We start from the raw sequence: 17,035 nt of genomic DNA, 5'->3' as shown, positions 1-17,035 counted from the left end.
GCCCTTGGAGAGGCTAAACCGCCTCCAGCCGCCACTTGGGGCCTTCCTTGGTGTCCTCCACGATAACCCCGAGGGCCCTTAGCCTTTCCCGGATGCGGTCGCTTTTTTCGTAGTCCTTGGCCCGCCTTGCCTCCTCCCTGAGCTCCAAAAGGAGTTCAATGAGGCCCTCGAGGAGGGGCCCGGAAAGCTTTTCCTCCAAGACCCTTTCCGGGAAGATTCCCAGGATCTCCTCGCCCAGGGTATGGAAGACCGCCTCGGCCCGGGCCAGGCTTTCCCCCTTGGCCTCGGGGAGGAGCTTGTGGAGCTCGGGCAGGAAGGTGAAGAAGGCGGCCAGGGCCTCGGGGGTGGAGAGGTCGTCCTCTATGGCCTCCATGAAGGCCTTTTCCAGGGCGTCCAGGGCCCTCTCCAGCTCGGGGGTGGTGCCGGGGGGTGCGGTCTTCTTGCGCCCCCGCACCTCCCGGTAGGCCTGGAGGAGGCGGGCGTAGCCCCGCTTGGCGGCCTCTAAACCTTCCCAGGTGAAGTCCATGGGGCTCCGGTAGTGGGTCTGGAGGAGGTAGAAGCGAAGGGCCATGGGCTCGTGGGCCTTGAGGAGGTCGTGGAGGAGGACGAGGTTCCCCGTGCTCTTGGCCATCTTCTCCCCCTGGAGGAGGACGTGGTTGTGGTGCATCCAGTGGCGGGCGAAGCGGAAGCCCGCCGCCTCCGCCTGGGCGATCTCGCACTCGTGATGGGGGAACTGGAGGTCTATGCCCCCTGCGTGCAGGTCAAAGCCCTCTCCCAGGTACTTAAGGCTCATGGCGGTGCACTCAATGTGCCACCCGGGGTACCCCTCCCCCCAGGGGCTCTTCCAGCGCATGATGTGCCCCGGCTCGGCCGCCTTCCAGAGGGCGAAGTCCAAGGGGTCTTCCTTCTCCTCCCGCACCTCCACCCGGGCCCCTGCCCTGAGCTCTTCCAGCCTTTTCCCGGAAAGCTTCCCGTATTCGGGGAAGGCCCTCACCCGGAAGTAGACGCTCCCCTTGCGTTCGTAGGCCACGCCCCGCTCCAAAAGCCTTTGGGTGAGTTCCAGCATCTCCGGGATGTGGCCCGTGGCCCTGGGGGTGATGGAGGGCCTGAGGACGTTCAGGGCCTGCATGGCGTCAAAGTAGCTCCACATGTACTTGTCGGCCACCTCCATGGGCTCGAGGCGTTCCAGCTTGGCCCGCCTCACGATCTTGTCCTCGCCCTCGTCGGCGTCGTCGGTGAGGTGGCCCACGTCGGTGATGTTGGAGACGAAGCGGACCTTGTACCCCTTGTGGAGGAGGTAGCGCCTTAGGACGTCGTAGACCACGGGCCCACGGGCGTGGCCCAGGTGGGGGTCGGAGTAGACCGTGGGGCCGCAGACGTAGATCCCCACATGGCCGGGGACCGCCGGCTCAAAGGGCACCTTGCGCCGCGCCAAGGTGTCGTAGATCACGAGGCCCATATGGGGGATTATAGGCCCATGGCATAATGGCGGGGTATGGGAAGGATCCTTCGGGGCTTGGCCGGGGAAGGGAATTTGCGGGTGGTGGCCGCCGAGACCACGGATGTGGTGGAGGAGGCGAGGCGCCGCCATGGCCTTTCTCCTACGGCCACCGCCGCCCTCGGCCGCGCCATGACCGGGGCGCTTCTTCTAGCGCAGCTTCTCCTAAAAACCCCCAAGGAGCGGATCACCCTTCGCGTGGAGGGGGCAGGGCCCTTGGGGGGAATCGTGGTGGAGGCCGACCCCCAGGGGAACGTGCGGGGCTACGTGAAAAACCCCAAGGCGGAAGTGCCCTTGCGGGAAGACGGCAAGCTCAACGTGGGGAAGCTCGTGGGGGCCGGGGTCTTGCGGGTGGACCGGAGCCTCCCTAACGGGGAGGTCTACACCAGCACCGTTCCCCTGGTCTCGGGGGAGATCGCCGAGGACCTCGCCCACTACCTTTGGCAGTCGGAGCAGATCCCCTCGGCGGTGCTCCTGGGCGTCCGGGTCAAGGGGGAAGGGGAGGTGGAGGTGGCGGGGGGTGTGGCCGTCCAGGTGTTGCCGGGGGCGGGGGAGGAGGTCTTGGGCCGCCTCGAGGCCAACCTGAAGGACCTCCCCGGCCTCACCCCCCTCCTTCGGGAAAAGGGCCTGGAGGGGGCCTTGGAGGTCCTTTTGGCGGGCTTGGGCTTTGCGCGCACCGACCTAAGGGCCTTGGGCTACCTCCAGAACGAGATCCCCGCCCGCTTCCGCTGCCGCTGCAACCGGGAAAGGGCCCTGGAGGCCCTGGTCTTCTTCACGCCGGAGGAACGGGAGGAGATGATCGTCAAGGACGGGGGGGCCGAGGTGGTCTGCCACTGGTGCGGGGAGGTCTACCGCTTTAGCCCGGAGGAGGTCCGCTCGCTGGTGGCTGAGGTGCGCTGCCCCGACTGCGGGGCGCTTTGGCTCTACCCCAGGGCGGACGGGACGGTTTTCCGCATAGAAGGGGAGACCTGCCGCTGCGGCCGCAAGGTGGAGCTTCCCTCGGAGACCCGCCCCCAGGCTTAAGTTGGGGTAAGCTTAGGGCATGTTCCGGACGATTCTTCTCGCCTACGACGGCTCGGACCACGCCAAGCGGGCGGCGGAGGTGGCCAAGGCCGAGGCCAAGGCCCACGGGGCGAGGCTTCTCGTGGTCCACGCCTACGAGCCCGTGCCCGACTACCTGGGGGAGCCCTTCTTTGAGGAGGCCCTGAAGCGGCGCCTGGAGCGGGCGGAGAAGGTGTTGGCCGAGGCGGTGGCCCTCACCGGGGTTCCCAAGGAGGACGCCCTTCTCCTGGAAGGGGCGCCCGCTGAAGCCATCCTCCAGGCAGCCCGGGCGGAGAAGGCCGACCTCATCGTCATGGGCACCCGGGGGCTTGGGGCCTTGGGGAGCCTCTTCCTGGGAAGCCAGAGCCAAAGGGTGGTGGCCGAGGCCCCCTGCCCGGTGCTCCTCGTCCGGTAGTTGCAGGAGGGGCGGCTTCTTGCTATAAAAGGTTCCGGGGAGTAGCCGCCCCCAGACGGGGGCCAGCCGGCCGTCAGTACGGGAACCTTCCCCGGTCGGCTGGGGCGCCCAAGGCGCATGGCGAGACCACCTGAAAGGTGGCCTCGGCCTTTTGCTACCGCCCGCAAGGAGGGAGGAACCATGGACGTTCTTGCGCTGGTGCTCATGGGGTTGGTCTTTGTGGCCAGCCTGGCCATTCAGGGAGGGTTACAGGCCACCTTTGCCCGCTACAGCCGGGTGGCCAACAGCCGGGGGCTTACGGGGGCCCAGGTGGCCCGGGCGATCCTGGACGCCCACGGCCTGACCCATGTGCGGGTGGAGCCCGTGCCTGGGGTGCTCACGGACCATTACGACCCCCAGGCCAAGGCCGTGCGGCTTTCCGAGCCCAACTACGCCTCGCCTAGCCTTGCCGCTTTGGCGGTGGCCGCCCACGAGGTGGGGCATGCGGTCCAGGACGCCCATGGCTACGCCTGGCTTAGGGTGCGGGCCAGCCTCTGGCCGGCCGCTAGCCTGGGGAGCAACCTGGGTCCCATCCTGGTGATCCTGGGGCTGGCCCTTGGGGCCTTTGGCCTAGCGAAGCTTGGGCTTTACCTCTACCTGGCGGTGGCCCTCTTCCAGCTCATCACCCTGCCCGTGGAGTTTGACGCCTCGAGGCGGGCCCTGGAGTTCCTGCGGCGGATGGGCTTTCTCTCCCAGGGCGAGATAGGCCCCGCGCGTCAGGTCCTCACCTGGGCGGCCCTCACCTACGTGGCGGCCCTGGCTAGCTCCCTGGCCACCATCCTCTACTACGCCAGCCTCCTCATGGGCCGGAGGGAGGAGTAGATGCCCCTGCTCCTTTGCCCTCAGTGCGGCGTGGGCATGCGGGAGGTGGAGCGCCGCGGGGTGCAGATAGACGTCTGCCCCCAGTGCGGTGGGGTTTGGCTCGATCGGGGGGAGTTGGAAAAGCTCCTCACCGAGGCCAAGGAGGTGGAGCGGGCCTACGAGGAGGAGCGGGAGACCTACTACCGCAAGGAGGGGAAGCCCTACAAAAAGAAAAAGGGCTTCCTGGAGCTTTTTGACCTCTTTGACTGAACCTGGAGGCTAACCCCCCGGGCCTGCCCGGGGGGTTAGCCTTTCCTAATCGGCCTTCTTCAGGCGCAGGTACCAGCGGCGGTACTCCGTGTACTCGCCCTTTTTGGCCTCGTCGGCCTTGAGCTCGGCCAAGGTGGCGGGGGCTTGACGATGGCGGGCTCCCCGGGCTGCCAGTCCGTAGAGGTGGGAGACCTTCATGTCCAAGTCGGCGATCACCGGGAAGTTGATGGTGACGCCCGACATCTCCTCGAGGTCCTTGAGCTAGGCCAGGTGGGCGTGGATGGAGTCGATGGAAAGCCCCACCAGCTGAACCCCCAGGGCCTCAAACTCCTTCTGCCGCTTGGCGAAGGCTAGGAACTCCGTGGAGCACACCGGGGTGAAGTCGGTGGGGTGGCTGAAGAGCACCACCCACTTCCCCTTCAGGTCCGAAAGCCGGAGTTCCCCCGCGGTGGTCTTGGCCACGAAATCGGGGGCAGGCTCGTTGAGACGAGGCATGGAAAAGGTCTCTTGCATATGGCACTTCCTCGGCTGGGATTGCCAGCAGATCCCTATAGGGGTAATAAATGCAAGCGATAATCGTTAGCGATTATCTCCTGAGCCCCCCAACTGGCCCCGTTCCTGGCGGGAGCGGAGCTTGGCCAGGTTCTGCTGGGCCACCCTTTCCAGGGACACCCCCAGGTCCGTGGCCACCTGGGCCACGTACCAGAGCACGTCCCCGAGCTCGGCCAAGATGGCCTCCCGCGCCTCCTCGCTGAGGCGCCCCCCGTGGTCGCGCAGGACCTTCTTCACCTTGTTGGCGAGCTCCCCGGCCTCCCCCGCGAGGCCCAGGGCAGGGTAGACCAGGCGGTAGGCCTCGGGGTAGAGGGCGGTCTTCTGGGCTTCCTTTTGGTACTCCTCAAGGGTCATGGACCACCTCCTTGCGGATGGCGTACACCCGGCTCACCCCATCCTCGCTGGTGACGCCGTAGAGGGCGTGGCAGGCCTCCATGGTCCGCTTCTGGTGGGTCACCAGGAGGAACTGGCGCCCCGAGCGCAAAAAGCGCGTGAAACGCAGGAGGTTCGCCTCGTCCAAGGCGGCGTCCACCTCGTCCAGGATGGCGATGGGCAGCCCCCCTTGGAGCTCCCCCAGGGCGAAGAGAAAGGCCAGGGCCCCAAGGGTTTTCTCCCCCAGGGAGAGGAGACGGAGGTCCTGGGTGCGCTTCCCGGCCGGGGTGACCACGAGGCCCAGCCCCCGCGCCGTCCGGCGCACCTCCGCCCGCCCGCCGAGCAGGGCCTCCCCGTAGCGGCGGAAGGCCTCCTGGAAGCGGGCGAAGGCTTCTTGCAGGCGCCTTTGGTACTCGGCCTCCACCCCCTTGGCCTCGGCCTCGAGGCGGAGGAGGGCTTCCATGGCCTCGTCCAGCTCTCGCTGGCGCGCCTTAAGCTTTTCCTCGGCCTCGGCCAGGGCCTTCTCCGCCAGGGCGTTCACCGGGCCCAGGGCCTCTAGCTCCGCCTCCGCTTGGGCGAGGCGGGCCTGGAGGGCGCGTGGGGTTCCTTCCAGGCGGGGAAGCTCGGGAAGCTCGGCGAGCTCCCGCTCCACCTCTTCCCAGGCCGCCTCCCGCCGGGCCAGGGTGAGGCGGAGGTGCTCCCGCTCGGCCAGGAGGTGGTTTTGCCGGGTGAGGTGCCGGGTTTCCTCCTCCGCCAGGGCCTTGAGCGCCTGCCGGAGTTTTCGCGTTTCTTCCTCAAGGGACCGGGCCCTTTCCGCCAGGGGGCGAGTGGTCTCTAAGGCCTTTTCCAGCTCCGCAAGCCGGGCGCGGACCCGGGCCGCCTCCTCCTGAAGCCTCTCCCACTCCTCCCAGGCTCGCTTCCTCTCCAGGAAGCGGGCATAGGCTTCCGCCTTCTGGAGGAGGGCCTCGAGGCGGGCCGCCTCCTCGCGTAGGGCCTCGAGGTCCTGAGCCTCGGGCGCTTCCGGGGGCTCCGGGGGCTTGGGCTCGGGGGGAGGGGCCTTTCCAGCCGGGCCCGCAAGGAAAAAAGCCGGGCCTGGGCCTCCTCGAGGGCCTTAGGGAGGGGGAAGGCGGAAAGCCTTTCCCTAAGGGCCTGGGCCTCCTGGGCGAGGGCCCTTTCCTCCGCTTCGGCCTCATCAAGCCGCCGCCGCAGGAGGAGGGCCTCCCCCCCGGCGCGCAGCCTCCCGCCGGTGATAGCCCCGGTGCGCTCCACCACCTCCCCCTCCAGGGTCACAAGGCGTTCCCCTCCCCCTGCCCTCAGGTAGGCGAGGGCCCGGTCCAGGTCCTGGAAGACCAGGGTGTCCCCGAAGAGGACGCCGAGCACCGCCTCCTCCGGCAGGCCGGGAAGGCGCAGGCGGGCCAGGGCGCGGGCGGGGCCCAAGAGGCCGGGGAAGGGCTTGGGCTCGGGGAGGGGGCGGGGGCGGAGGAGGGTGAGGGGGAGGAAGGTGGCCCGCCCCCCCACCCGCTTCAGGTGGGCGATGGCCCTCTTGGCCGCCTCCTCGTCCTCCACCAGAACCCACTGGAGCCTGGGGCCCAGGGCCGCCTCCAGGGCTTGCTCCAGCCCGGGCTCGGGGCGGAGGAGGTCGGCCACCACCCCGAGCACCCCCGAAAGGCCCCGGACCCGCCTAGGCCCCTCATGGAGGTCGGCGCCGCTTTCCACCAGGCGGTGGAGGCGCTCCCGCTCTTTGGCCACGCCCCTCTGCTGGGCCTCCACTTCTTTAAGCCGCACCTCCAGCCTCTGCCTTTCCTTAAGCCTTGCGGTGAGCCGGGCCACCTCCTCCTCCAGGGCCTCCACCTCGGGCCTTAGGGCCTCCCGCTCCTTTAGGGCCTCGAGGCGGGCGGCGAGCCTTTCCTCGTACCGGGCCCGCTCGGCCTCGTATCGGCGGCGCGCTTCCTCCGTCCTTTGGACCTCGGCCTCTTTGCGCCGGATCTCCTCCCTGAGGCTGCGGAGCCGGGCCCTCAGGGCCTCCGGGGCCTCCTCTGACCTTGGGGGCTCGGGGCCGGGTTCGGGAGGAGGGGGCCGGTCCAGGGCCTGGAGGACGCGACGCAAGGACCCGGCCTCCCCCATAAGCCCCTCCCGCTCCTTGAGGGCGAGGTGGGCCTCCTCCAGGGCTTGGCGGAGCCCTTCTTCCTCGGCGAGGAGGTCCCGTTTGCGGGCGAGGAGGGCCTCCATGGCCTCCTGGAGCCCTTGGAGCTCGGCCTCCAGCGCCTTAAGGCGGGACCGGATCCCCTGGGCTTCCTCCGCCAGCGCCTCCTTCCGGGCAAGGAGGAGGCTCCGCTTGAGCCTGAGCTTAAGCAGGCTCAGCTCCCGGGCCCTTCTCGCCCGGTCGGCCTCCCGCGCCAGGGCCTCCACCTCCTCCTTCAGGGCCTTTAGGGCCCTTTCCCGCTCCTCCACCAGGGCTTGGGCCTGGGCCAGGCGCTCCTCGGTGAGGCGGACGGCCTCGGCCACGGGCCTGAGGCCCGCTGCCTCCTCCAAGTGGGCGAGGAGCTGGGCCTCGGGGGACTCCAGCACCGCGCCCACCTCCCCCTGGCCCACCACGGCGTACCCGCCCCGGCCGAGCCCGGTGCCCGCGAGGTGGAGGGCGAGGGCCTTGGCGCTTGTGGGGCGGCCGTTCACCCGGAGCTGGCTCCTGTCCCCCTCAATGCGCCGCTCCACCACCAGGCGCTCCCGGCCCCGGGAGAGCTCCAGGCGCACCTCAGCCACGCCCTGGGGGGGCGGGTCTTGGCGCCGTGGAAGAGGAGGGCCTTGAGCTCCTCCCCCCTCAGGTCCTGGGCGCGGCTTCCGGTGACGAAGCGGATGGCCTCCACCAGGTTGCTCTTGCCGGAGCCGTTGGGGCCGATGATCCCCGTGACGGGGTCGGGGAAGTCCAGGAGGGTCCGGTCGGCGAAGGACTTGAACCCCTGGAGGACGAGGCGGTCCAGGCGCCAGGTTTCGCTCATGGCAGGCGTACGGGGACTTCCAGGTCCAGGTGGGCGAGGCCGGGGCTCGGCTGTCCTTCCACCAGAAAGCGCACCTCGCTGCCCTCGGGGAAGGTGGCGAGGAGGGTGTAGGCGAGGCTGTAGAGGCGGTAGACCTCCTCCTCGGTGTCCAGCCCCCGGGCGAAGTCCTTGGGCAGGTCCACCACGAGGCGCCCCTCCGCCGCGAAGAGGCCCAGGGGGGTGGGGCTTCCCGTAGCCTGGGCCCAGGCGAGGAGGGCCTTTTCGTAGGGGTTTTCCCCCAGGCCCACCTCGAGGACCACGGGCTCTCGGAGGAAGCCCTGGGGCGGGTCGGGGCGGTAGAGGTTCAGGGTGAGCTTCTCCTCCCGCGCGGCCTCGTCCGCGGGTAGGGGCAGGGCCTTGGGGGGGTTGGGGACGGGGCTTTGCCAGTAGACGAAAAGCCCCAGGGCGAAGACGAGAAGGCCGAGGAGGTTGTAGACGCTCAGGTACTTCCTCACGGCGCGCCCCCCTCGAGGTAGGCCCGGATCCCCTGGGCGATGGCCTGGGCCACGAGGGCGCGGGCCTCCTCCGTCCCCAGCCTTTCCGCCCCCACCTCCAAAAGCACCGCCGCCCCGTCCACCCGGGTCAGGGCGTAGGGCCCCTCGGCCTTGGCCACGGCGAACCCCTGGTCGGCGAAAGCCCGCTCCAGGGCCGCGGCGAGGCGGGCGGGATCCCCGGCGTAGGCCCGAAGGAGCCTCGCCCGCTCCTCGGGAAGGTCGCCGAGGCGGGCGAGGCTTTGGGCGAGGGGGCTCGTCCGGTCCTTGGGGAGGTAGAGGCGCACCTCACGCCCCCGGGCCATGTGGAGGGAGACCACCACGGAGGCGGTGCGGGCCAGGGCAAGGCGCGCCTCCAGGGGAAGGGTCTCGTCGCCCTGCCGGGTGAGCCGGGCGCCCGGAAGAAGGGCGGCCACGCGGCGGGCGAGGTCTAAGGTGGCCTCCTTCTCCACCAGCCCTTGGACCTCGAGGCCCGGGTCCTCCCCGCCGTGCCCCGGGTCCAGGAGGACGGTGGGGGAGGGGAGGGGGAGGGGGGTGAGGCCCACGGCCACCTGGCCGCCCCCGGGGTAGTAGACCCGCTCCGGGGGGCGGGAGAGGGGGAGGAAGAGGCCCATGGCCTCCTGGACCAGGGAGGGGTGGCTCCCCTGGGCCATGGGGAAGAGGACGCCCCCGGGCCGCACCACGGCGTTCACCTCCCGGCTGAAGCGGAGGAGGTAGCCTTCGGGCCGGGCCTCCACCTGGAGGAGCCGGGCCCAAGGGAGGTCCAGCTGGATGCCCACCTGGGCCCGGTAGGAGAGGCCGAGGGCGTCCGCCAGGGGGCGCAGGGGCACGTAGACGCGCCCGTCCTTGCGCCAGGCGGCGAGGCTGGAGGCGGCCTTGGCCTCGTCCGCTTCCACCGGGAAGGTCCGGTAGCGGGCCCCAAGCCCGAGGGCCACCTGGCTTTCCCCCTGCCAGAGGGCGAGGCCGAGCCCCCGGGCCACGAGCCCCACCTCCCCGTAGGACACCCCCCGGTTTCCCGGGTAGAGGGCTTCCCCAGTAAGCTCCCCCACCTTCAGGGGCTTAGGGGCCTGGGCCAGGGCGAAGGGGGCGAGGAAGAGGAGGAGAAGGGCCCTCATAGCTCCTCCAAGGCGCGGCGCACGGCCTCCTTTTTGTCCTCGCGCCGCTTCTCGTAGGCCTTTTTCCCCCGGGCGAGGCCCAGGAGGACTTTGGCGTACCCCCGCTCGTTGAAGTAGATCTTGAGGGGGACCAGGGTGAGGCCCTTCTGCTCCACCTTGCCGAGAAGCCGCCTAAGCTCGTGTTTGTGCAGGAGGAGCTTCCGCTTCCTCCTCGGGTCCACGTTGGCGTAGGAACCCTTCTCGTAGGGGGCGATGTAGAGGTTTTCCAGGTAAAGCTCGCCGTCCTCAAAGCGGGCGAAGCTTCCCGTGAAGTCCACCTTCCCTGCTCTCAGGGACTTCACTTCCGTTCCCTTGAGGGCGATGCCCGCCTCGTAGGTTTCCAGGATCTCGTAGTCGTGCCGCGCGCGGCGGTTCTCCAGCACGGGGGCCATCTTACCAAAGCCGGTAGAGGTCTTCCCGGCGGTGGCGGAGGAGGGGGTACTTCTTGCGGTAGGCCTCGAGGAAACCCCAGTCGGGCTCGGCGACGAGGAGGCCCTCCTCCTCCCTTCGCCCCAGAACCTGCCCGTCGGGGGCCACGAAAAGGGAGGGGCTTCCCGTGTCCGCGCGGCTCGCCAGGAAGAGGTAGGCCTGGTTTTCCGCCGCCCGGGCCCGGGCGAGGACCTCCAAAAGCTCGGCGTACTCCCGGGGCCAGGCCGCTCCCACGAGAAACCCTTTCGCCCCCTTCAGGGCGTAGGCCCGGAAGAGCTCGGGGAAATCCAGGTCGTAGCAGAGGGCAAGCCCGAAGACCTGCCCCTTCCAGGGGAGGAGGACGGGCCTTTCCCCGGGGCTTAGGCCCTCGTCCCCCTCTTCCCCCTCCGCCCGGTAGAGGTGGAGCTTGGCGTAGGTGGGGCCTTGGGGGAAGGCCTGCAGGCGGTTTTTCCCTTCCGCGAGGTGCCCCGCGAGGAGGAGAAGCCCCGCTTCTTCCGCAAGCGCCCTAAGGGCCTGGGAAAGCCCGGGGTCTTCCCGCTTGCCCAGGACGAGCTCGGGGAGGAGCAAAAGGGAAGCCCCCCGCTCCCGGGCCTCTTGGGCCAGGGGGCGGAGGGCCTGGAGGAGCTCCCTTAGGCTTTCCCGCTTGGCGAGATGGGCTAGGGCCAGCCTCACTTCCGGCCCAGGAAGCGCCAGGCGGTGGGGAGGAGCAGGGCTGCCAGCACCGCTTTCACCAGGTCCCCGGGGATGAAGGGGAAAAGCCCCATGGCCAGAAGGGCGGAAACGCCCCCGAACTTCCCCGCCCCCATGAGCCAGGCGGCAAGCCAGGGAAGCCCCACGAGGTAGAGGAGGGCGTTCCCCAGGAGCATGGCAAGGAGGGTGCCGAAGAAGCTCCGGTCCAGGCCGAAGCGCTCCACCAAAAGCCCCACCAGCCCCGCGGCCAGGGGGAAGGCGAGGAGGAACCCCCCGGTGGGGCCGAGGATTTTGGCGATCCCGCCCGTTCCCCGGCGAAGACCGGGAGGCCCATGGCCCCCTCCAGGAGGTAGGCGAGGAGGGCGAGGAAGCCCAGGCGGCTTCCCAGGGCCGCCCCCACCAGGAGGACGCCCAGGGTCTGGCCGGTGATGGGGACCGGGGTGAAGGGGAGGGGGAGGGCGATCTGGGCGGTGAGGGCCACGAAGAGGCTCCCCGCGAGGATGAGGAGGAGGTCCCGGGCCAGGGTCCTTTGGGGCCAGAGGGTCTTCATAAGGGGCGTGTAGGGCAACACCTCGGTCTTCACGCCTTTGCCTCCTTTCCCCGCCCTTGGCTTGGCGGGCGTTAACCAACCTAAGGGTTTTCGGTTGACGTGTCAAGGCGAAGGCTAAGCAGGACTTTACCCACATCTCCGTTTCGTGGTAAATCTCCCCTTGCGGGCGCAGCCCGTATCTGGTACCGGGGGTGATCCATGGACATGCTCAAGGTGGCCGAGGCCAGGCTCCAGGAGTTCACGGGCCGTTTTGCGAGCGTTTTCCCCCGATAAGCGCCTCCACCGACGGTTTGAAGAGGTGGTGCGGGGCGCCTTGGCCGCAGGCTCAGCCCGGGTGAGCGAGATGGTGGCCTCGCTCCCTTCTCCCCTCCAGAACCGCTTCCACCAGGCCAAAGCCCTTTACCGCTTCCTGTCCAACCCACGGGTGGAGGCAGAAGCCCTCCTTGACCGGGTCTATCAGGAGAGCGCGACTGCCCTGGAGGGTGAGGAGGTTCTGGTCCTCCTGGACCTGAGCCCGGTGGCCAAGCCCTATGCCCGGGCCCTGGAGGGGATAGCCCGGGTGGGGAAGGATAGGCGGCCCGGGTACGAGCTCCTCACCGCCCTGGGGTTGGACCCCGCGGGGCGGCTGGCCCTGGGGTACGCCCACCTGGTGGCCTACGGGGAGAGGGGGTTTGCCAGCCTGCCCAAGGAGGTGGAGGGAGCCATTGAGGCGGCCCGGGAGCGATTGGGGGGCGTGGGCAGGAGGCTGGTGTATGTGGCGGACCGGGGGTTTGACGACCGGAAGGTGTTTGGGCAGGTGCTGGCCCTGGGGAGGAGTTCGTGGTGCGGGTCTACCGGGACCGGAAGCTTGGGGAGGGGGGTTCTCTGGCGAAGGTGGCTTCTTCCCTGGCCCTTCCCTGTGGGGAGGAGGTGGAGCTGAGGGTAGGGGGCAGGTACCAGCGGGTGCGGCTCCACTTCGGATGGAGGGAGGTGGAGGTGGAGGGGAGGCGGCTCCACCTGGTGGTCTGCCGGGTGCCAGCCCTGGGGCGGCGTGGGGAGTGGTGGCTACTGACCAGCTTGCCGGTGAGGGGGAGGGAGGAGGCGGCGCGGGTGGTGGAGGCGTACCGCAGGCGGTGGGAGGTGGAGCGGTTCTTCCGGCTTTTGAAGACGGGGCTGGGGCTTGAGACCTTCCAGGTGCGGGGGCTTGCCCGGATCCGGAAGGTGGTGGCGGTTTTGCTGGGGCTGGCGGTGTTCCTTTGGGAAGTTGAGCGGTTGGGGGATCCGTTCAAGGGGTTTCTTTTGCAGCTCGGGGGCAAGCTGGGGCTGCCCAGCGAGAGGGATGGTCCGTACCTGCTCCTGAGGGGCCTGGTTCGCCTGCTCAACTATGAAGTCACCCAAGAACTCTTGAAGCAGGCTAAGGGAGGGCGAGGAAGGAGTTTTGGGTAAAGCCCTGGAAGGCTAAGGGGTATAATGGCCCGAGGAGGTGTAGGCATGAAGGTCGGTATCAACGGATTCGGCAGGATCGGGCGGCAGGTTTTTAGGATCCTCCACGAAAGGGGCGTGGAGGTGGCCCTGATCAACGACCTCACCGACAACAAGACCTTGGCCCACCTGTTGAAGTACGACTCCACCTACGGCCGCTTCCCCGGGGAGGTGGGCTACGACGAGGAAAACCTCTACGTGGACGGCAAGGCCATCCGGGCCACCGCCATCAAGGACCCCAAGGAGATCCCCTGGAAGGAGGCGGGGGTGGGGGTGGTGGTGGAGTCCACGGGCGTCTTTACCGATGGGGAGAAGGCGAGGGCCCACCTCGAGGCCGGGGCCAAGAAGGTGATCATCACCGCCCCCGCCAAGAACGAGGACATCACCATCGTCCTCGGGGTGAACCAGGACCAGTACGACCCCGCCAAGCACCACATCATCTCCAACGCCAGCTGCACCACCAACTCCCTCGCCCCCGTGATGAAGGTCCTGGAGGAGGCCTTCGGCGTGGAGAAGGCCCTCATGACCACGGTCCACTCCTACACCAACGACCAGCGCCTTCTGGACCTGCCCCACAAGGACCTGCGCCGGGCCCGGGCCGCCGCCCTCAACATCATCCCCACCACCACGGGGGCGGCCAAGGCCACCGCTTTGGTCCTTCCCTCCCTCAAGGGGCGGTTTGACGGGATGGCCCTGAGGGTGCCCACGCCCACGGGGAGCATCTCCGACATCACCGCCCTCCTCAAGCGGGAGGTGACCGCCGAGGAGGTGAACGCCGCCCTCAAGGCCGCGGCCGAGGGCCCCTTGAAGGGCATCCTCGCCTACACCGAGGACGAGATCGTCCTCCGGGACATCGTCATGGACCCCCACTCCTCCATCGTGGACGGGAAGCTCACCAAGGCCATCGGCAACCTGGTCAAGGTCTTCGCCTGGTACGACAACGAGTGGGGCTACGCCAACCGGGTGGCCGACCTGGTGGAGCTCGTCCTGAAGAAGGGGGTCTAGATGCGGACCCTTCGCGACCTGGACCCTAAGGGCAAGAGGGTCCTGGTGCGGGTGGACTACAACGTTCCCGTCCAGGACGGGAAGGTCCAGGACGAAACCCGGATCCTGGAAAGCCTCCCCACCCTGCGCCACCTCCTCGCCGGGGGGGCTTCCCTCGTCCTCCTCTCCCACCTGGGCCGCCCCAAGGGGCCGGACCCCAAGTACTCCCTGGCCCCGGTGGGGGAGGCCTTGAGGGCCCACCTCCCAGAGGCCCGCTTCGCCCCCTTCCTTCCGGGCTCGGAGGAGGCGAGGCGGGAGGCGGAGGCCCTAAGGCCCGGGGAGGTCCTCCTCCTGGAGAACGTCCGCTTTGAGCCCGGGGAGGAGAAGAACGACCCCGAGCTTGCCGCCCGGTACGCCAGGCTCGGGGAGGCCTTCGTCCTGGACGCCTTCGGGAGCGCCCACCGGGCCCACGCCAGCGTGGTGGGGGTGGCCAGGCTCCTCCCCGCCTACGCCGGCTTCCTCATGGAGAAGGAGGTCAGGGCCCTTTCCCGCCTCCTCAAGGACCCGGAGAGGCCCTACGCCGTGGTGCTCGGCGGGGCCAAGGTCTCGGACAAGATCGGGGTCATTGAGAGCCTTCTTCCCCGCATAGACCGCCTCCTCATCGGCGGGGCCATGGCCTTCACCTTCCTCAAGGCCCTGGGAGGCGAGGTGGGGAAGAGCCTGGTGGAGGAAGACCGCCTGGAGCTGGCCAAAGACCTCCTGCGCCGGGCGGAGGCCCTAGGGGTACAGGTCCACCTGCCCCAGGACGTGGTGGCGGCGGAGCGCATAGAGCCTGGGGTGGAGACCCATGTCTTCCCTGCGGACGCCATCCCCGTCCCCTACATGGGCCTGGACATCGGCCCCAAGACCCGGGAGGCCTTCGCCGAGGCCCTAAAGGGGGCAAGGACGGTCTTCTGGAACGGGCCCATGGGGGTCTTTGAGGTCCCCCCCTTTGACGAGGGGACCTTGGCCGTGGGGCAGGCCATCGCCGCCCTCGAGGGCGCCTTCACCGTGGTGGGCGGGGGCGACTCGGTGGCGGCGGTGAACCGCCTGGGCCTTAAAGGGCGCTTCGGCCACGTCTCCACCGGGGGCGGGGCGAGCCTGGAGTTCCTGGAAAAGGGCACCCTGCCCGGCCTCGAGGTCCTGGAGGGCTAGGCCGAATGGGGCTAAGCGCCCCGCCTCGGTTTCGCCCCCGCCCTGGCTAAAGCCTGAGCGGGGGGCGCAAAACCGGGGGACGCCTGTGGAAACGTCCCTCCGCCGGGGCTTAGAATGGGCCTGGGGCGTGGAGGCCCCAGGCCATGGCTTACGGTAAGGCCCACCTCGAGGCCCAGTTGAAGCGCGCCCTCGCGGAGGAGATCCAGGCCCTCGAGGACCCCAGGCTCTTCCTCCTCACCGTGGAGGCGGTGCGCCTTTCCAAGGACGGGAGCGTCCTCTCGGTCTACGTGGAGGCCTTCCGGGAGGAAGAGGGGGCCCTGCGGGCCCTCTCCCGGGCCGAGCGCCGGCTTGTGGCCGCCCTTGCCCGGAGGGTCCGCATGCGCCGCCTGCCCCGCCTGGAGTTCCTGCCGTGGAGAGCGTCACCCGCATAAAGGTTCGCTACGCCGAGACGGACCAGATGGGCGTGGTCCACCACTCGGTCTACCCCGTCTACCTGGAGGCGGCCCGGGTGGACTTCCTGGAAAGGGCCGGCCTTCCCTACCACCGGGTGGAGGCGAGGGGGGTCTTCTTCCCCGTGGTGGAGCTCGGCCTCACCTTCCGCGCCCCCGCCCGCTTCGGGGAGGTGGTGGAGGTGAGAACCCGCCTGGCCGAGCTCTCCTCCCGCGCCCTCCTCTTCCGCTACCGGGTGGAGCGGGAAGGGGTCCTTTTGGCCGAGGGCTTCACCCGCCACCTCTGCCAGGTGGGGGAAAGGCGGCCCGCATCCCGGAGGACATCCACCGGGCCTTGAGCGTGCTACACTTAAAGTAGCATTGGGGCATGGACTTGGACGCCTTCACCCTCTTTGAGCGGCACATCAACCCAGGCCTCGCCGGGCTTCTCCGCTTCACCGGGCTAGACCGGGTGGAGTCCCACGCCGAAGGCCCCTACGTCTGGGACACCCAGGGCAAGCGCTACCTGGACTTCCTAGGCCTCTACGGCACCCTGAACCTGGGCCACCGCCACCCCAAGGTGGTGGAGGCGGTGAAGCGGCAGCTTGACCGCATGCCCATGTCCGTGCGGGTCCTGGTCTCCGAGCCCACGGCGAGGCTTGCCGCCAAGCTCGCCGAGATCACCCCTGAGGGGCTGGAGATGGTCTTCTTCGGCAACTCCGGGGCGGAGGCGGTGGAGGCGGCCATCAAGCTGGCCCGGGCCTACACCGGCAAGCCCGGCATCGTCACCACCCAAGGGGGGTTCCACGGCAAGACCATGGGGGCGCTCTCCCTGACCCCCAAGCCCGAGTACCAGGACCCCGCAAGGCCCCTCCTCCCCGGGGTCAAGGTGGTGCCCTACGGGGACCTGGAGGCCCTCGAGGCGGCCATAGACGAGGAAACCGCCGCGGTCATCGTGGAGCCCGTCCAGGGAGAGGGGGGCATCCGGGTGCCCCCCGAGGGGTACCTGAGGGGCGTGCGGGAGCTTACCCGGGAAAAGGGCGTCCTCATGATCGCCGACGAGGTGCAGACCGGCCTCGGCCGTACGGGGAGGCTTTTCGGGGTGGACTGGGAGGGGGTCTCCCCTGACCTCATGACCCTGGCCAAGGCCCTGGGGGCGGGGTGATGCCCATCGGGGCCTGCGTGGGGCGGCGTGAGGTCTTTGAGGTCTTCAAGAATAACCCCCTCTTCCACTCCTCCACCTTCGGGGGAACCCCCTGGCTGCGGCCGCCGCCCTTGCGGCCATTGAGGTCACCCTGGAGGAGGACCTGCCGGGCCGGGCCCTGGAGGTGGGGGCCTACCTGATGGACGGCCTAAAGGCCCTCAAGGAGCGGCACCCCCATCTGATAGAGGACGTGCGGGGGAGGGGGCTCATGGTGGGCGTGGAGTTCACGGACGCCGACATCGGCGCCCTGGTGGTGGCGGAGATGGCGGAAAGGGGTGTCCTCACCGCCTTCGGCCTCAACAACCCCAAGGTGGTCCGCCTCGAGCCCCCCTGATCATCGGCAAGGAGCACGTGGACGAGGCCCTCGCCGTCTTCGCGGAGGCCCTTAAGGCCACGGAAAAGGCCCTCGAGGGCCTTCTAGGTTGAA

The 17,035-nt window shown here is 69.1% G+C and carries 17 protein-coding genes and 4 pseudogenes; 11 read left to right on the top strand and 10 right to left on the bottom strand.

Features of this window, described 5'->3' with window-relative positions; translation table 11 throughout:
• Nucleotides 1-13: 13 nt before the first annotated feature.
• Nucleotides 14-1,459, bottom strand: a complete 1,446-nt coding sequence (gene cysS / locus AV541_RS06265) for a cysteine--tRNA ligase (protein ID WP_060384503.1) — start codon at nucleotides 1,457-1,459, stop codon at nucleotides 14-16.
• A gap of 36 nt (nucleotides 1,460-1,495) precedes the next feature.
• Here cysS and hslO point away from each other — a divergent pair, with 36 nt between their 5' ends.
• The 4 genes from hslO to AV541_RS06245 all read left to right on the top strand — a co-directional run bounded on the left by hslO (nucleotide 1,496) and on the right by AV541_RS06245 (nucleotide 4,064).
• Nucleotides 1,496-2,521: an Hsp33 family molecular chaperone HslO gene (gene hslO / locus AV541_RS06260; protein WP_060384502.1), complete on the top strand. Its 1,026-nt coding sequence runs from the start codon at nucleotides 1,496-1,498 to the stop codon at nucleotides 2,519-2,521.
• Nucleotides 2,522-2,540: 19 nt separating this feature from the next.
• Entirely contained in the window at nucleotides 2,541-2,954 is a 414-nt protein-coding gene (locus AV541_RS06255) for a universal stress protein (protein ID WP_060384501.1), read from the top strand.
• Between the two features lie 180 nt (nucleotides 2,955-3,134).
• Nucleotides 3,135-3,815: a zinc metallopeptidase gene (locus AV541_RS06250; protein WP_060384500.1), complete on the top strand. Its 681-nt coding sequence runs from the start codon at nucleotides 3,135-3,137 to the stop codon at nucleotides 3,813-3,815.
• Nucleotides 3,816-4,064, top strand: a complete 249-nt coding sequence (locus AV541_RS06245) for a TFIIB-type zinc ribbon-containing protein (RefSeq protein WP_008630727.1) — start codon at nucleotides 3,816-3,818, stop codon at nucleotides 4,062-4,064. It abuts the gene before it with no gap.
• Between the two features lie 45 nt (nucleotides 4,065-4,109).
• On the opposite strand, the gene AV541_RS12425 is transcribed toward AV541_RS06245, so the two are convergent.
• From AV541_RS12425 to AV541_RS06205, 9 genes and pseudogenes are all read right to left on the bottom strand, one after another.
• Nucleotides 4,110-4,307 (bottom strand): hypothetical protein, encoded by a 198-nt coding sequence (locus tag AV541_RS12425; protein ID WP_244880480.1) that lies wholly within the window; start codon nucleotides 4,305-4,307, stop codon nucleotides 4,110-4,112.
• An 18-nt stretch (nucleotides 4,308-4,325) separates the two neighbouring features.
• On the bottom strand, nucleotides 4,326-4,559 hold the full coding sequence (locus AV541_RS12420; RefSeq protein WP_238529925.1) for a redoxin domain-containing protein: 234 nt from the start codon (nucleotides 4,557-4,559) through the stop codon (nucleotides 4,326-4,328).
• Nucleotides 4,560-4,643: 84 nt separating this feature from the next.
• The gene (locus AV541_RS06235) at nucleotides 4,644-4,970 is read right to left on the bottom strand and encodes a nucleoside triphosphate pyrophosphohydrolase family protein (protein WP_008630730.1); all 327 of its coding nucleotides are present in this window, start codon (nucleotides 4,968-4,970) and stop codon (nucleotides 4,644-4,646) included.
• Nucleotides 4,960-7,984: pseudogene (locus AV541_RS13390) on the bottom strand (AAA family ATPase). The gene AV541_RS06235 and the pseudogene AV541_RS13390 overlap by 11 nt, the downstream one beginning before the upstream one ends.
• On the bottom strand, nucleotides 7,981-8,478 hold the full coding sequence (locus AV541_RS06225) for a GerMN domain-containing protein (RefSeq protein ID WP_060384499.1): 498 nt from the start codon (nucleotides 8,476-8,478) through the stop codon (nucleotides 7,981-7,983). Before AV541_RS06225 ends, AV541_RS13390 begins: the two are co-directional and overlap by 4 nt.
• The gene (locus tag AV541_RS06220; protein WP_060384498.1) at nucleotides 8,475-9,629 is read right to left on the bottom strand and encodes an N-acetylmuramoyl-L-alanine amidase family protein; all 1,155 of its coding nucleotides are present in this window, start codon (nucleotides 9,627-9,629) and stop codon (nucleotides 8,475-8,477) included. The genes AV541_RS06225 and AV541_RS06220 overlap by 4 nt, the downstream gene beginning before the upstream one ends.
• Nucleotides 9,626-10,060, bottom strand: a complete 435-nt coding sequence (smpB, locus tag AV541_RS06215; protein WP_011172991.1) for an SsrA-binding protein SmpB — start codon at nucleotides 10,058-10,060, stop codon at nucleotides 9,626-9,628. Before smpB ends, AV541_RS06220 begins: the two co-directional genes overlap by 4 nt.
• Nucleotide 10,061: 1 nt before the next feature.
• A complete protein-coding gene (locus AV541_RS06210; protein ID WP_060384497.1) occupies nucleotides 10,062-10,769 on the bottom strand; it encodes a carbon-nitrogen hydrolase family protein in 708 nt (235 codons plus the stop codon).
• A pseudogene (locus AV541_RS06205) lies at nucleotides 10,766-11,370 on the bottom strand (biotin transporter BioY). Before AV541_RS06205 ends, AV541_RS06210 begins: the two are co-directional and overlap by 4 nt.
• 268 nt (nucleotides 11,371-11,638) lie before the next feature.
• Here AV541_RS06205 and AV541_RS12400 point away from each other — a divergent pair.
• The 7 genes and pseudogenes from AV541_RS12400 (at nucleotide 11,639) to AV541_RS06175 (ending at nucleotide 17,034) form a co-directional block, all read left to right on the top strand.
• On the top strand, nucleotides 11,639-12,256 hold the full coding sequence (locus AV541_RS12400) for a hypothetical protein (RefSeq protein WP_244880477.1): 618 nt from the start codon (nucleotides 11,639-11,641) through the stop codon (nucleotides 12,254-12,256).
• Nucleotides 12,211-12,762 (top strand): transposase, encoded by a 552-nt coding sequence (locus AV541_RS12395; protein ID WP_244880476.1) that lies wholly within the window; start codon nucleotides 12,211-12,213, stop codon nucleotides 12,760-12,762. Before AV541_RS12400 ends, AV541_RS12395 begins: the two co-directional genes overlap by 46 nt.
• Before the next feature lie 45 nt (nucleotides 12,763-12,807).
• Entirely contained in the window at nucleotides 12,808-13,803 is a 996-nt protein-coding gene (gene gap, locus AV541_RS06195) for a type I glyceraldehyde-3-phosphate dehydrogenase (protein WP_060384496.1), read from the top strand.
• On the top strand, nucleotides 13,804-14,976 hold the full coding sequence (locus AV541_RS06190; RefSeq protein ID WP_060384495.1) for a phosphoglycerate kinase: 1,173 nt from the start codon (nucleotides 13,804-13,806) through the stop codon (nucleotides 14,974-14,976). It abuts the gene before it with no gap.
• 143 nt (nucleotides 14,977-15,119) lie between these two features.
• Entirely contained in the window at nucleotides 15,120-15,407 is a 288-nt protein-coding gene (locus AV541_RS06185; RefSeq protein ID WP_011172996.1) for a ribosome-binding factor A, read from the top strand.
• A pseudogene (locus tag AV541_RS06180) lies at nucleotides 15,386-15,783 on the top strand (acyl-CoA thioesterase). Before AV541_RS06185 ends, AV541_RS06180 begins: the two are co-directional and overlap by 22 nt.
• A gap of 9 nt (nucleotides 15,784-15,792) precedes the next feature.
• Nucleotides 15,793-17,034: pseudogene (locus AV541_RS06175) on the top strand (aspartate aminotransferase family protein).
• The last annotated feature ends 1 nt before the right edge of the window (nucleotide 17,035 follow it).

This window comes from Thermus parvatiensis (assembly GCF_001535545.1).
GTDB classification, from domain to species: Bacteria; Deinococcota; Deinococci; order Deinococcales; family Thermaceae; genus Thermus; species Thermus parvatiensis.
Note: the sequence above shows the minus strand (reverse complement) of the source record. Positions and strands in the feature narration are given on the sequence as shown.

What these genes read in the sequence shown, in the direction of transcription:
- AV541_RS06235 (WP_008630730.1), bottom strand. Translation starts at nt 4,970, where the DNA reads ATGACCCTTGAGGAGTACCAAAAGGAAGCCCAGAAGACCGCCCTCTAC.
- AV541_RS12425 (WP_244880480.1), bottom strand. Translation starts at nt 4,307, where the DNA reads ATGTCGGGCGTCACCATCAACTTCCCGGTGATCGCCGACTTGGACATG.
- smpB (WP_011172991.1), bottom strand. Translation starts at nt 10,060, where the DNA reads ATGGCCCCCGTGCTGGAGAACCGCCGCGCGCGGCACGACTACGAGATC.
- AV541_RS06185 (WP_011172996.1), top strand. Translation starts at nt 15,120, where the DNA reads ATGGCTTACGGTAAGGCCCACCTCGAGGCCCAGTTGAAGCGCGCCCTC.
- AV541_RS06255 (WP_060384501.1), top strand. Translation starts at nt 2,541, where the DNA reads ATGTTCCGGACGATTCTTCTCGCCTACGACGGCTCGGACCACGCCAAG.
- AV541_RS06250 (WP_060384500.1), top strand. Translation starts at nt 3,135, where the DNA reads ATGGACGTTCTTGCGCTGGTGCTCATGGGGTTGGTCTTTGTGGCCAGC.
- AV541_RS06190 (WP_060384495.1), top strand. Translation starts at nt 13,804, where the DNA reads ATGCGGACCCTTCGCGACCTGGACCCTAAGGGCAAGAGGGTCCTGGTG.
- AV541_RS06245 (WP_008630727.1), top strand. Translation starts at nt 3,816, where the DNA reads ATGCCCCTGCTCCTTTGCCCTCAGTGCGGCGTGGGCATGCGGGAGGTG.
- gap (WP_060384496.1), top strand. Translation starts at nt 12,808, where the DNA reads ATGAAGGTCGGTATCAACGGATTCGGCAGGATCGGGCGGCAGGTTTTT.
- cysS (WP_060384503.1), bottom strand. Translation starts at nt 1,459, where the DNA reads ATGGGCCTCGTGATCTACGACACCTTGGCGCGGCGCAAGGTGCCCTTT.
- hslO (WP_060384502.1), top strand. Translation starts at nt 1,496, where the DNA reads ATGGGAAGGATCCTTCGGGGCTTGGCCGGGGAAGGGAATTTGCGGGTG.
- AV541_RS06220 (WP_060384498.1), bottom strand. Translation starts at nt 9,629, where the DNA reads ATGAGGGCCCTTCTCCTCCTCTTCCTCGCCCCCTTCGCCCTGGCCCAG.
- AV541_RS12420 (WP_238529925.1), bottom strand. Translation starts at nt 4,559, where the DNA reads ATGCCTCGTCTCAACGAGCCTGCCCCCGATTTCGTGGCCAAGACCACC.